Annotated in this window: 12 protein-coding genes; 2 read left to right on the plus strand and 10 right to left on the minus strand. The window is 65.9% G+C overall.

Translation table 11 applies throughout. The features are described from left to right. Positions 1-6: 6 nt before the first annotated feature. The 7 genes from ubiB to GJG85_RS14470 form a co-directional block, all read right to left on the minus strand. Complete coding sequence (ubiB, locus tag GJG85_RS14440; protein ID WP_050014696.1) at positions 7-1,584, minus strand: ubiquinone biosynthesis regulatory protein kinase UbiB; 1,578 nt, start codon at positions 1,582-1,584, stop codon at positions 7-9. Between the two features lie 12 nt (positions 1,585-1,596). Further along, positions 1,597-2,223: an SCP2 sterol-binding domain-containing protein gene (locus GJG85_RS14445; RefSeq protein ID WP_027806086.1), complete on the minus strand. Its 627-nt coding sequence runs from the start codon at positions 2,221-2,223 to the stop codon at positions 1,597-1,599. A 163-nt stretch (positions 2,224-2,386) separates the two neighbouring features. Next, the gene (locus tag GJG85_RS14450) at positions 2,387-3,421 is read right to left on the minus strand and encodes a TIM44-like domain-containing protein (RefSeq protein WP_050014698.1); all 1,035 of its coding nucleotides are present in this window, start codon (positions 3,419-3,421) and stop codon (positions 2,387-2,389) included. 41 nt (positions 3,422-3,462) lie between these two features. Next, a complete protein-coding gene (gene ubiE / locus GJG85_RS14455; protein ID WP_006477837.1) occupies positions 3,463-4,194 on the minus strand; it encodes a bifunctional demethylmenaquinone methyltransferase/2-methoxy-6-polyprenyl-1,4-benzoquinol methylase UbiE in 732 nt (243 codons plus the stop codon). Between the two features lie 52 nt (positions 4,195-4,246). After that, a complete protein-coding gene (locus GJG85_RS14460; protein WP_050014701.1) occupies positions 4,247-4,660 on the minus strand; it encodes a DUF971 domain-containing protein in 414 nt (137 codons plus the stop codon). Next, complete coding sequence (locus GJG85_RS14465; RefSeq protein ID WP_050014703.1) at positions 4,657-5,100, minus strand: HIT family protein; 444 nt, start codon at positions 5,098-5,100, stop codon at positions 4,657-4,659. The genes GJG85_RS14460 and GJG85_RS14465 overlap by 4 nt, the downstream gene beginning before the upstream one ends. A gap of 86 nt (positions 5,101-5,186) precedes the next feature. After that, positions 5,187-9,212: a DUF3683 domain-containing protein gene (locus GJG85_RS14470; RefSeq protein ID WP_204383413.1), complete on the minus strand. Its 4,026-nt coding sequence runs from the start codon at positions 9,210-9,212 to the stop codon at positions 5,187-5,189. 597 nt (positions 9,213-9,809) lie between these two features. Between GJG85_RS14470 and ilvA the strand changes: the two genes are divergently transcribed. Next, the gene (ilvA, locus tag GJG85_RS14475) at positions 9,810-11,333 is read left to right on the plus strand and encodes a threonine ammonia-lyase, biosynthetic (RefSeq protein WP_050016647.1); all 1,524 of its coding nucleotides are present in this window, start codon (positions 9,810-9,812) and stop codon (positions 11,331-11,333) included. Positions 11,334-11,345: 12 nt separating this feature from the next. Next, complete coding sequence (queF, locus tag GJG85_RS14480) at positions 11,346-12,176, plus strand: NADPH-dependent 7-cyano-7-deazaguanine reductase QueF (protein ID WP_204383415.1); 831 nt, start codon at positions 11,346-11,348, stop codon at positions 12,174-12,176. Positions 12,177-12,238: 62 nt separating this feature from the next. Here queF and GJG85_RS14485 read toward each other — a convergent pair whose 3' ends face one another. From GJG85_RS14485 to GJG85_RS14495, 3 genes are all read right to left on the minus strand, one after another. Further along, the gene (locus GJG85_RS14485) at positions 12,239-12,676 is read right to left on the minus strand and encodes a hypothetical protein (RefSeq protein ID WP_124631943.1); all 438 of its coding nucleotides are present in this window, start codon (positions 12,674-12,676) and stop codon (positions 12,239-12,241) included. Then, positions 12,670-13,272 carry a peptidoglycan recognition family protein gene (locus GJG85_RS14490; RefSeq protein ID WP_080334356.1) on the minus strand — a complete coding sequence of 201 codons (603 nt, stop codon included), beginning with the start codon at positions 13,270-13,272 and terminating at the stop codon, positions 12,670-12,672. Before GJG85_RS14490 ends, GJG85_RS14485 begins: the two co-directional genes overlap by 7 nt. A gap of 101 nt (positions 13,273-13,373) precedes the next feature. Continuing rightward, positions 13,374-13,727, minus strand: a complete 354-nt coding sequence (locus tag GJG85_RS14495) for a DUF1493 family protein (protein WP_050016653.1) — start codon at positions 13,725-13,727, stop codon at positions 13,374-13,376. Positions 13,728-13,781: the final 54 nt, after the last annotated feature.

Raw genomic sequence — 13,781 nt, forward strand, 5'->3', positions numbered from 1 at the left:
TTTCGGTCAGGCGCCGTACGCGAGCGCGAGCAGCACGCGCGCGACGAGCGCCCCGACGCCGACGGCCAGGCCGAAGATCAGCAACGCCTGCAGCAGCCGGTTCGTCCGTTTCTGCTCGACGAGGACCTGACGCATCAGCTCCTCGCTCGCGGCGCGCGGCGCGTCGTGGCGCGCGGCCATCGCATGGTGGATCAGGCGCGGCAGTTGCGGCAGCGTCTTGCTCCACTGCGGCGCCTCGACCTTGAACCGCTCGTACCAGCCGCGCAGGCCGATCTGCTCGGTCATCCAGCGCTCGAGATACGGCTTCGCGGTCTTCCACAGGTCGAGTTCGGGGTCGAGCGAGCGGCCGAGCCCCTCGACGTTCAGCATCGTCTTCTGCAGCAGCACGAGCTGCGGCTGGATCTCGACGTTGAAGCGGCGCGACGTCGAGAACAGGCGCATCAGCACCTGGCCGAGCGAGATGTCCTTCAGCGCGCGATCGAAATACGGCTCGCACACCGCGCGGATCGCGCTTTCGAGCTCCTCGACGCGCGTCTCGGGCGGCACCCAGCCCGATTCGAGGTGAAGCGTCGCGACGCGGTGGTAGTCGCGCTTGAAGAACGCGAGGAAGTTCTGCGCGAGGTAGTTCTTGTCGAAATCGGACAGCGCGCCGACGATCCCGAAATCGAGCGCGATATAGCGGCCGAACGTGTTCGGGTCGAGGCTCACCTGGATGTTGCCGGGGTGCATGTCCGCATGGAAGAAACCGTCGCGGAACACCTGCGTGAAGAAGATCTCGACGCCTTCGCGCGCGAGCTTCTTGATGTCGACGCCGGCCGAGCGCAGTGTCTCGACCTGGCTGATCGGCACGCCGGTCATGCGCTCCATCACGAGCACCTGCGACGTCGAGAAATCCCAGAACATCTCGGGCACGAGCAGCAGGTCGAGGCCCGCGAAGTTGCGGCGCAGCTGGCTGCCGTTCGCGGCCTCGCGCATCAGGTCGAGCTCGTCGTGCAGGTACTTGTCGAATTCGGCGACGACCTCGCGCGGCTTCAGGCGCCGGCCGTCGGCCCACATGCGTTCGGTCCACGTCGCGATGTCGCGCATCAGCGCGAGGTCGGAATCGATCACCGGCAGCATGTTCGGCCGCAGCACCTTGACGGCGACGGCCTTGCCCGCGTGCACGCCCTGCTTCAGCTTCGCGAAATGCACCTGCGCGATCGATGCGCTCGCGATCGGCTCGCGCTCGAATTCGTCGAACAGCTCGTCGACCGGCGCGCCGAGCGACTTCTCGATGATCGCGATCGCGACGGCCGAATCGAACGGCGGCACCTGATCCTGCAGCTTCGCGAGTTCGTTCGCGAAATCGACCGACAGCAGGTCGCGGCGCGTCGACAACACCTGGCCGAACTTCACGAAGATCGGGCCGAGGCTTTCGAGCGCGTGGCGCAGCCGCACGGCGGGCGGATCGGAGTAACGGCGACCGATCGTCGTGATCCGCAGCAGCAGCTTCACGCGCCGGTCGTCGATCCGGGACAGCATCACTTCGTCGAGACCAAAGCGGATGACGGTGTAGACAATCTTGATGAAACGGAAAATGCGCATGCCCTGCGGCCCTCAGTGCGCGCCGCGCGGGCTGGAACCCGTGCGCGCGCCGATTTTTTGTTCGAGTCGCTCGACCCGCTTTTCGACCCGCGCGAGCGCATCGCGTGCGCGCGCCAGTTCGGCGTCGAAGCCGCCGAGCGACGCACGCCGGACGACTTGCGGGTTCTCGTCGAGCCAGTATTCGGCGACGGAGTCGAGCACGTTGCGTCCGGTGCGGCGCGCGCGCGCGCCGGCATCGCGCACGACCGTCGCGATCCGGTACGCCGCCGCGTCGCCGACCAGCTTCGCGAGATCTTCTTCCGGTTCCCAGCGCAGATGCTCGGCCAGTTTCGCGATCTGCGTCGCGAATTCCGCGTCGCCCTCGATCTTCACGTGCTTCATCACGGCGGCCTGGCCGCCCTGCAGGAACGCGGCGACCGTATCGCCGGCGAGCGCGATCGACACGTCGACCTGTTGCGCATCGTGTGCGTCGACAGCCGACAGATAGCCGTCGGGCTGCACCAGCAGCGTGAGCGTGACGGGAGGCACGTCGATCCGGGCAGTCTTGCCCGCATAGGGAATCAGGCGGTCACGCGCCCACGATTCGCGCGCGAGCAGGTGATTGACGGCAGCAGCAAAAGGCTTGGCGGCAAAGGTCATCGGCTGGGAAAGAAAAAACCCGCGCAGGCCGGGCGCCCACGCGGGTTTCTATTGTAACGTCGGATCGATGGCAGACCGTGCCTGACCGTACACCCGGGCGGCAAGCGGTCGCAGTGCGGCGGCCGTCGCCCGGGTGCCCGGCGGCGCGGGCCGCCGGCCACGCTCAGTGCGTGTTGATCTGCTGGATACCCGCGAGCAGCCAGCCCTGGCTGCCCGACTTCGACAGGTTCCACACCTCGTCGAACGGTGCGGCCGACGTATTCGCCGATTCGCGGATCAGGCCATGGAAGCGCACGCTCGCCGACTGCTCGATGCCGCGATCCTCGATCGCGACCAGTTCCGCGTCGAGCTGCACGACGTCGGTCTGGTTCGCGTCGTTGCCGCGCGAATCGAGGTCGATCTTGATCTCGGCGAACATTTCGGGCGTCGTGAACTCGCGGATGTCGGCCAGGTTGCCCTGGTCCCACGCGGCCTGCAGGCGCACGAAATAGACTTTCGCGCTGCGCAGAAACGCTTCGGTGTCGAAGCCGGCCGGCACTTGAAGCGGCGCAGCCGCCATCGCGCCTGCCGCGCCGGCGGCCGCCGCACCGCCGCCGAACACGCCCTGCGCTTCATTGGCATAGCTGCTGCCGCTGCCCGCGTAGTTGCCGCCGGTGTTGCCCTGCTGGAACGAGGGGCTTTGCGAATAGCCGCCCGACGACGACGAAGCGCCGCCGACCGAATATGCCGGCTCCTGCGGGCGACGGCGGTTCATGAACTTGCGGACCAGCCAGATGCCGACCATCGCGAGCAACGCGATCACGATGACGTTCGCCATCATGCTCGCGAACGCGCCACCGAGGCCGAAGTGCGACAGCAGCGCCGCGATGCCGAGACCGGCCGCGAGACCGGCGATCGGCCCGAGCCAGCGCGAGCGGTTGGGCTGCGCGGCCGGCGTGGGCGCGGCCGGGTTCGTACGCTGCGCCTGCGACGGCGCGGCCTGCTGCATCGGCTGCTGCGCGGGCGGCGTGGCCTGGCGCTGCGTGACGGTGGAGCTCTGGCGGCCGATGCTGCGCCCGCCGCCCATGCGCTTCGCTTCGGCGTCGAGCGATGCGAACGTGCCGGCCGTGAGCAGGCCGACCATCAGCAGCGTGCCGACCCGTCGAGCCCACGGCTTCGACGGCTTGCTACGGTTGAACAACGAACGCGATTCAGACATCAGCTTCTCCGAATGTAAGACGAATGTAGGGAAAGAACCCCTTAGTACTTGGTCCCTAGGTGTAAAGCTACCACGCCACCTGACAAATTGTAATATTTGACGGCATCGAGGCCCGCTTGTTCCATCATCGTCTTCAGCGTGTCCTGATCGGGGTGCATCCGGATAGATTCAGCAAGATACCGATAACTTTCAGCATCTTTCGCGAACTTGTCGCCAAGCCACGGTAATACTTTGAAAGAATACAGGTCGTACGCTTTTTTAAGCGGATCCCAGACTTTCGAGAATTCCAGCACCATCACGCGGCCGCCGGGCTTCGTCACGCGGCGCATCTCGGCGAGCGCGGCATCCTTGTGCGTCATGTTGCGCAGCCCGAACGCGACCGTGACCACGTCGAAGTAGTTGTCCGGAAACGGAATTTTCTCGGCGTCGCACAGCAGCGACGGCGTCACGACGCCCTTGTCGAGCAGCCGGTCGCGGCCGACGCGCAGCATCGATTCGTTGATGTCGGTATGCCAGACCTCGCCCGTCGGCCCGGCCGCCTTCGCGAACGACTTGGTCAAGTCGCCGGTGCCGGCCGCGATGTCGAGCACCTTGAAGCCGGGGCGCACGTTCGCCTGCGCGATCGTGAACGCCTTCCACGCGCGGTGCATGCCCGCCGACATCAGGTCGTTCATCAGATCGTAGTTGCTCGCGACCGAATGAAACACGCCCGCCACTTTCTTCGCTTTTTCGTTTTCCTCGACGCTTTCGAAGCCGAAGTGGGTTTTGCTCATCGCGTTGATCCTCAGTAAATGGCAAGACGGCGCCGAGCGGGCGCCGTCGATTTCAGTGGCAGTGGCCGTGCGGCGCTGCGGCTGCCGGCATCGGCGCGTCGCGCTCGACGCCCGCCGCCTTCAGTTTGTCGAAATAGTCGCGCCACAGCGCGTCCTGCTGCGTCGCCAGTTCGTACAGCAGGTCCCACGAGTAGATGCCGGTCGAATGGCCGTCGGAGAACGTCGGCTGCAGCGCGTAGTTGCCGACGCCCTCGAGCGCGGTGATCGTCACTTCGCGCTTGCCGGTCTGCAACGTCTCCTGGCCGGGCCCGTGGCCGCGCACCTCGGCCGACGGCGAATAGACGCGCATCAGCTCGAACGGAATCCGGTAACTCTCGCCGTTCGGGTACTGCAATTCGAGCACGCGCGACACCGCGTGCACGACGACGCCGGACGGAATCGGCGTCGTGGAAGTCAAACCGCTCATGCTTGCCTCGAATCGGTCATGCGTTGAATTTCCTCGCGCACCGCATTGTGCAGCAGCGAGGCCTGCGCCGCGCGCGAGCGCAGCAGCGCCTCGGACACGCTGCGCTGGCGCGGCGCCCACACGGGCTGCGGGAAATGGGCATCGTTGGAAAAGCGCGGAATCACGTGCCAGTGCACGTGCGGCACCATGTTGCCGAGGCTCGCGAGATTCACCTTGTTCGGCTGCATCACGCGCCGCACGGCCCGCTCGACCGCGTAGACCACGCGCATCAGATGTGCCCGCTCGGGCTCGCCGAGATTGGAGAACTCGGCCACGTGCGCACCCCAGATCACCCGGCAGAAGCCCGGGTAGTCGTGCTCGCCGGTGGCCAGCACGACACGCAGCGCATCGTCCTGCCAGAGCACCTCGCCGCCGTCTTCACGGCAAAACACGCATTCCATCGTCGCTCCCATGTGGACGGGCGCCGGCACATCAGCGCCGGCGCCCGCTCTCATCCTAGTCCCGCCGGGCGGTCGTCATGCCCGCATTAGACCAGCACGCGCTCGATCCCGCCATGGTTCGCCCGTGCGACATAATCGGCCATCCAGTTCTCGCCGAGCACCTGACGCGCGATTTCCACCACGATGTAGTCGGCCTCCAGGTTCGCGTCCTCGTTGTAGCGCGACAGCCCCTGCAGGCACGACGGGCAGCTCGTCAGGATCTTCACGTCCGGGCCGTTCGCGCCCGCGGCGGCCGGCGCCGGCGCATCGCCCGCCACCACCGGAATCGCACGCAGCTTCGCCGCGCCCTTGCGGATCTCCTCTTCCTTGCGGAAGCGCACCTGCGTCGACACGTCCGGCCGCGTGACCGCCAGCGTGCCCGACTCCCCGCAGCAGCGATCGTTCTTCTCGATCCTGTAGCCGTCCTTCTCCGCGCCCATCAGCTCGTTGACGAGCTTCACCGGGTCGATCGTCTTGATCGGCGTATGGCACGGGTCGTGATACATGTAGCGCGTGCCCGTCACCCCGTCGAGCTTCATCCCCTTCTCGAGCAGGAACTCGTGGATGTCGATGATCCGGCACCCCGGGAAGATCTTGTCGAATTCATACCCCGCCAGCTGGTCGTAGCACGTGCCGCACGACACCACCACCGTCTTGATGTCCAGATAGTTCAGCGTGTTCGCGACCCGGTGGAACAGCACGCGGTTGTCCGTGACGATCTTCTCGGCCTTGTCGTACTGCCCCGAGCCGCGCTGCGGATAGCCGCAGCACAGGTAGCCCGGCGGCAGCACCGTCTGCACGCCCGCTTCCCACAGCATCGCCTGCGTGGCCAGCCCCACCTGCGAGAACAGCCGCTCGGAGCCGCAGCCGGGGAAGTAGAACACCGCCTCCGAATCGACGGTCGTCGACTTCGGGTTGCGGATGATCGGCACGATCTTGTTGTCCTCGATGTCCAGCAGCGCCCGCGCCGTCTTCTTCGGCAGGTTGCCCGGCATCTTCTTGTTCACGAAGTGGATCACCTGCTCGACCGCCGGCGGCTTGCCGGTCGTCGCCGGCGGGTGCTGCGTCTGCTTCGTCACGACCTTCTTCAGCATGTCGTTCGCGAAGCGCTGCACCTTGTAGCCCACCCCCATCATCACGCCGCGCGCGAGGTTGATCGTCTGCGGATTGGTCGCGTTCAGGAAGAACATCCCCGCCGCGTTGCCCGCGTTGAACTTCTTCTTGCCCATCTTGCGCAACAGGTTGCGCATGTTCATCGTCACGTCGCCGAAGTCGATCTTCACCGGGCACGGCGTCGCGCACTTGTGGCACACCGTGCAGTGGTCGGCCACGTCGTTGAACTCGTCCCAGTGCTTGATCGACACGCCGCGGCGCGTCTGCTCCTCGTACAGGAACGCCTCGACCAGCAGCGACGTCGCGAGGATCTTGTTGCGCGGGCTGTACAGCAGGTTCGCGCGCGGCACGTGGGTCGCGCACACCGGCTTGCACTTGCCGCAGCGCAGGCAGTCCTTCACCGAATCGGCGATCGCGCCGATGTCGGACTGCTGCATGATCAGCGACTCGTAGCCCATCAGCCCGAAGCTGGGCGTGTATGCGTTGCGCAGATCGGCGCCGTCGAGCAGCTTGCCCTTGTTGAAACGGCCGTTCGGGTCGACGCGCTGCTTGTACGCGCGGAATTCGGCGATCTCGTCGTCGGTCAGGAACTCGAGCTTCGTGATGCCGATCCCGTGTTCGCCGGAGATCACGCCGTCGAGCGAACGCGCCAGCGTCATGATGCGGGCCACCGACGCGTGCGCGTCCTGCAGCATCTCGTAGTTGTCGGAGTTGACCGGGATGTTGGTGTGGACGTTGCCGTCGCCCGCATGCATGTGCAGCGCGACGAACACGCGGCCGCGCAGCACGCGCTTGTGGATCGCCTGCGCTTCGTCGAGGATCGGCTTGAACGCGCCGCCGTTGAAGATCGCGCGCAGCTCCGCGCGGATCTCCTGCTTCCACGAGATGCGGACCGTGCGGTCCTGCGTGACGTGGAACACGGTCGCGCCCGGCTGCGCGTCCGCGCGATCGGCGAACTTCTCCGCGAGCGCCTCGTAGCCGAGCTGCACCAGGTAGTGCTGCGCCTCGCGCAGCGGCTGGTCGAGCCGGTCGCGCACGAATTCCCAGCGCGCGCGCACGCGCTTGAGCAGCTCCAGCGCCTGCTGCACGCGGTCTTCCAGCAGCTCGGCGCTCGGGATCTCGTTCGCGTCGTCGGTCTTGCCGAGCGGCAGGTTGCCGCCCTTGAAGAACGCCTCGAGCGCGTCGACCAGCTGCAGCTTGTTCTTCAGCGACAGCTCGATGTTGATCCGCTCGATGCCGTCGGTGTACTCGCCCATCCGGTTCAGCGGGATCACGACGTCCTCGTTGATCTTGAACGCGTTCGTGTGCTTCGCGATCGCGGCCGTGCGGCTGCGGTCGAGCCAGAAGCGCTTGCGCGCCTCCGCGCTGACCGCGACGAAGCCTTCGCCGCTCTTGCCGTTCGCCATCCGGATCACTTCGGACGTCGCCTGCGCGACCGCATCGGCGTCGTCGCCGACGATGTCGCCGATCAGCACCATCTTCGGGAACGCGTTGCGCTTGCTCTTGGTCGCGTAGCCGACCGCGCGCAGGTAGCGCTCGTCGAGGTGCTCGAGGCCCGCGAGGATCGCGCCGCCCTGCTTCGACGTCTCGAACAGGTAGTCCTTGATCTCGACGATGCTCGGGATCGCCTCGCGCGCCTGGCCGAAGAATTCGAGGCAGACGGTGCGCGTATGCGCGGGCATCTTGTGCAGCACCCAGCGCGCGGACGTGATGAGCCCGTCGCAGCCTTCCTTCTGCACGCCCGGCAGGCCGGCGAGGAACTTGTCGGTCACGTCCTTGCCGAGCCCTTCCTTGCGAAAGCGCCGGCCCTCGATCTCGAGCATCTCGGTCTTGAGCAGCTTCTCGCCGGGCGCGTATGCGCCGTCGAACCACTTCAGCTCGAAGCGCGCGACCGCGATGTCGTGGATCTTGCCCTGGTTGTGCTCGTGGCGCGTGACTTCGAGCCAGTTGCCGTCCGGGTCGACCATTCGCCACCACGCGAGGTTGTCCAGCGCGGTGCCCCACAGCACGGCCTTCTTGCCGCCCGCGTTCATCGCGACGTTGCCGCCGATGCACGACGCGTCGAGCGAGGTCGGATCGACCGCGAACACGTAGCCGGCCGCTTCGGCCGCCTCGGTCACGCGGCGCGTGACGACGCCCGCGCCGGAGAAGATCGTCGGCACCTTGTGCGCGACGCCCGGCAGCTCGGTCAGTTCGACCGCGCCGAGCTGTTCGAGCTTCTCGGTGTTGATCACCGCGGAGAACGGCGTGAGCGGCACCGCGCCGCCCGTGTAGCCGGTGCCGCCGCCGCGCGGGATCACGGTCAGGCCGAGCTCGAAGCACGCCTTGATCAGCGCGGCGATCTCGGCTTCGGTGTCCGGCGTCAGCACGACGAACGGGTATTCGACGCGCCAGTCGGTCGCGTCCGTCACGTGCGACACGCGCGACAGCCCGTCGAAGCGGATGTTGTCCTTCTGCGTGCAGCGGCCGAGCGCCTTGGTCGCGCGGCGGCGCAGCTCGGCCATCTTGTCGAATTCGTCGGCGAATTCGTCGACCGCGCGCTGCGCGGCGGTTTCGAGCATCTCGACGCGCGACGCGCGTTCCCGGCCGGCGTCGTCGCGGTGCGCGGTGAGATCGGCGCTGCGGCGCTTGCCGATCTCGGTCAGGCGGTGGTTCAGCGCCTCGATCAGCAGCGCGCGGCGTTTCGGGTTGTCGAGCAGGTCGTCCTGCAAATAGGGGTTGCGGCGCACGACCCAGATGTCGCCGAGCACTTCATACAGCATCCGTGCCGAGCGGCCCGTGCGGCGCTCGGCGCGCAGTTCGTCGAGCACCGCCCACGCCTCTTCGCCGAGCAGGCGGATCACGATCTCGCGATCCGAGAAGGACGTGTAGTTGTAGGGAATCTCGCGCAAGCGGGGCGCGGGGTCGGCGGCGACGGCGGCGGCCGCGCCATGCGGATCGAAAACTTGTGGTGCGTTCATGTTCGGACGACTCGGAGGGCCGATATCCCGTGCACGGGCGTCGGCAAGCGCGTGGGCGCAATCTTGGGGAAATCTGTTCTGTTACCAGGCGCGCGGCTGTCCTTCATGGGGCCGGAGCGGGCGACTCGCCCCTCCTGGCCGGCGACAGGGCCTGGCGGCACTCGGGACCATCAGCACGATCGCGCGCGGCGCGCATGCCGTTCGGCCGCGGGGCTGGCTGCGCGCGGCGTCGGCTTCAACGGTGCGATCCGTGGGTGCCTCTGCATCTTCCGAATCCTTGATTCAAAACGGAATTCTAACCCATGATCGGGCAGCCCGTGACACGCCGGACAGGTCGTGGGGCTATCGCCGCGAGCCGCGCCGGGCGGGCTTCGGCGCGGTTTCGTCCGACCATTCGCCGTCCGTCCGGTCGGTAACCATGCGGTTAAACGGTAAAGAGCGCCGGCAAAATGCTGCGCCCGGCGGCGCGCATCCGCTGCCTGCACGCACACACGGCCGCCCGCAGCCGCCCGCCCGGCATGCCGCTTGCGTGCGGGCGGACCCTTGGCGCTATCATTGACCCTTTACCGTCTGCATCCGCACTGCACGCGAGCGCCCATGGCATCCCACGATTACCTGAAGAAAATCCTCACCGCGCGCGTCTACGACGTCGCGATCGAGACGGAACTCGAACCGGCCCGCAACCTGTCGGCCCGGCTGCGCAACGCCGTTTACCTGAAGCGCGAGGACAACCAGCCGGTGTTCTCGTTCAAGCTGCGCGGCGCGTACAACAAGATGGCGCACATTCCGACGGACGCGCTCGCGCGCGGCGTGATTACGGCGTCGGCCGGCAACCACGCGCAGGGCGTCGCATTCTCGGCGGCCCGGATGGGCGTCAAGGCCGTGATCGTCGTCCCGGTCACGACGCCGCAGGTGAAGGTCGACGCGGTGCGCGCGCACGGCGGCCCGAGCGTCGAGGTGATCCAGGCGGGCGAATCGTACAGCGATGCGTACGCGCACGCGGTCAAGGTCCAGCAGGAGCGCGACCTCACGTTCGTCCACCCGTTCGACGATCCGTACGTGATCGCCGGCCAAGGCACGATCGCGATGGAGATCCTGCGTCAGCACCAGGGTCCGATCCACGCGATCTTCGTGCCGATCGGCGGCGGCGGGCTCGCGTCCGGCGTCGCCGCGTACGTGAAGGCGGTGCGCCCGGAGATCAAGGTGATCGGCGTGCAGGCCGAGGATTCGTGCGCGATGGCGCAGTCGCTGGACGCGGGCGAGCGCATCGAGCTGAGCGAAGTCGGCCTGTTCGCGGACGGCACCGCGGTGAAGCTCGTCGGCGAGGAAACCTTCCGGCTGTGCCGCGAATTCCTCGACGGCGTCGTGACGGTCAACACCGACGCGCTATGCGCGGCGATCAAGGACGTGTTCCAGGACACGCGCAGCGTGCTCGAGCCGTCCGGCGCGCTCGCGGTCGCGGGGGCGAAGCTGTACGCGGAACGCGAAGGTATCGAAAACCAGACGCTCGTCGCGGTCACGTCCGGCGCGAACATGAATTTCGACCGGATGCGCTTCGTCGCCGAGCGCGCGGAGGTCGGCGAGGCGCGCGAAGCGGTGTTCGCGGTCACGATCCCCGAGGAACGCGGCAGCTTCAAGCGCTTCTGCTCGCTCGTCGGCGATCGCAACGTCACCGAGTTCAACTACCGGATCGCCGATGCGCAATCCGCGCACATCTTCGTCGGCGTGCAGATCAGGCGCCGCGGCGAATCGGCGGAGATCGCCGCGAACTTCGAGTCGCACGGCTTCAAGAGCGTCGACCTGACGCACGACGAGCTGTCGAAGGAACACATCCGCTACATGGTCGGCGGCCGCTCGCCGCTCGCGCTCGACGAGCGCCTGTTCCGCTTCGAATTCCCGGAACGGCCGGGCGCGCTGATGAAGTTCCTGTCGTCGATGGCGCCGGACTGGAACATCAGCCTGTTCCACTACCGCAACCAGGGCGCGGACTACAGCTCGATCCTCGTCGGGCTGCAGGTGCCGCAGGCCGATCGTGCCGAATTCGAACGCTTCCTCGCGGCGCTCGGCTATCCGTATGTCGAAGAGAGCGCCAACCCGGCTTACCGCCTCTTCCTGTCGTAAAGGCGTCACACGATGAATCCCGAACATTCCCCGCTCGGCAAGGCCACCGTCTACGCGGCGCAGTACGACGCGTCGCTGCTGTTCCCGATCCCGCGCGCCGGCGCGCGCGAGCAGCTCGGCATCACGTCGGCGCTGCCGTTCTTCGGCACCGACATCTGGAACGCGTACGAGCTGTCGTGGCTCAACGCGCGCGGCAAGCCGCAAGTCGCGATCGCGACGTTCTACGTGCCGGCCGAATCGCCGAACATCGTCGAATCGAAGTCGTTCAAGCTGTATCTCGGTTCGTTCGCGCAGTCGAAGTTCGACTCGGTCGACACGGTGCGCGACGTGCTGAAGCGCGACGTATCGGCCGCGTGCAGCGCGAGCGTATCGGTGCAGCTGGTGTCGGCGCACGATTTCCGCAAGCTGGAGATGGACGAGCTCGACGGGCTGTCGCTCGACCGGCTCGACCTCGACACCGACGTGTACGAACCCGACCCGTCGCTGCTGTCGGCGGCCGACGGCGAGAACGAGGCGCCGGTCGAAGAGACGCTCGTGTCCGACCTGCTGCGCTCGAACTGCCCGGTCACGGGGCAGCCCGACTGGGGCAGCGTGCAGATCCATTACGTCGGGCCGCAAATCGATCACGCGGGGCTGCTGCGCTACATCATCTCGTTCCGCAATCACACGGGCTTTCACGAGCAATGCGTCGAGCGGATCTTCCTCGACATCCTGCATGCGTGCAAACCGGTGAAGTTGGCGGTGTATGCGCGTTACACGCGCCGCGGCGGGCTCGACATCAACCCGTTCCGCACGAATTACAATCAGCCGATGCCGGATAACGCGCGGACGGCGCGGCAGTAAATGCGTGAGCTGGCGGACATTTCGGTCCGCCAACACTGCCCGCTTGCGGAAGGCGCGCTTCTCTAATTCGGTGCGAATACGTCGGCCCGGCACTTCGGACAATACAGGTAGATTGTTCGACCATCGGGCAGGGAAATGAAGCCTCGCCTTGCCTGGTCTATCCTCCATTTCGCCGCGCCACCACCTGCCAGACGCGCTTCGCCTTCGGCATAGCAACGCGCGGCGTCCAGGTCATGGCTGTACGCCCGTTCTGTTACGCGGTCCGCACGCTTGAAAAATGCGCTGACATCCGCACGCCGAAGCACGAACGTGCGACACATATCCGCCGTTTCGTCCCCGCTGATGTCAGCCGACCACGCACCGTTCCTGACGATTTCGACTGACTCCGGCACAACGGCGGGTGCCGCGCCGCCAGGCGATACCCTATTGGGCAGCGTGCCCGCAGCCGCGCTGTAGCTGAGCGCGAGCGCCAACATCAAAACTGCGATCCGAATCACCATTGCACTCTCGCCGCCTCCGTCCGGTTCTTCCGCGATACTACCGGGTGACGGAAAACCTCTGTCACCGGAACACGTAGCGTTACCGAAAGGGCGTGGATAAGCCATCGCAACGAATCGTTCTGAGCAGCCGGCGCCGCGACGTAGGTTCGTCGATCAGGGTTGGGCTCATTCAGTGGCAGAGCTTCACCGACCAATTCCACGCCAATGCTGTCCGTATTGGACGGGTAACGGTCCGGGACCGCCTTGCGCATCTCCCGCCGGTCTTCCCCACGCGGATCAAAACGTCGAAGTTGCTCCAGTTCGACGGGCGTGCAACGCATTTCGGCAACACAGCGCGCCTTGATTCGACCAACATGCCAAGTCTGCTTCTTCAAAGACGCCGTCTGATAAATCGTTCCGTCTTTTTCAATCAGAAAATGCGCGCCAGTGGCCGACGCATTCCGATAGCTGCTGAGCGCAGAAGCCGCAGTCGAACCACCTGTTTGATGGACGACAATCCCACTAATCCTCTGCATCGCACCGCGCTCAATTTGGATTTTTCTGGCCCGCACTACGCGCGGAGTCACAACCATCCCACTGGAATCAATCGACAACATCCAATACCCTCCGGTTAGATTACGGCATATCACCCTGACCTTCCCGCCTATCTCTTACGCTCAGCCTTCCGGAAGTCATGCGCACCTGCTCACTCGACTCCTCACGATAGCTCGGTCAGTTGTCGCGCATCCCATTTCCGTTCAACCGCTGCGCGGTACAGCATCGCCAGCGTGATCGGTTCCCGTTCGAGAGCGTGCGGTTTTCGGAGCACCCATCGACGGAACAACGAATAGAAGCCCCCTTCGCCCTCCATCAGGAAATACCGGTGAAAATCGAAGTCGCCGGCATCCACGGAAAAACGCTCGAAAAAGCGACCCATGAAATCGTCGGCTTCGTCGCCGGTCTGGCCAAGATCCTCCCAAAGCCTCGTGGCGGCGAACAACGGCGTCGATTTGCCAAGCCCTACCTCTGCTCTGACGAAGACCTCGATCTCATCCCAACGCACGCTTTCCATCAAAACACCTCGCCCTCTGGATTGAAAGGCGGTTGTACCCGGCGAATCGCGCCA

This window comes from Burkholderia sp. MS389 (assembly GCF_016899425.1).
Taxonomy (GTDB): domain Bacteria; phylum Pseudomonadota; class Gammaproteobacteria; order Burkholderiales; family Burkholderiaceae; genus Burkholderia; species Burkholderia sola.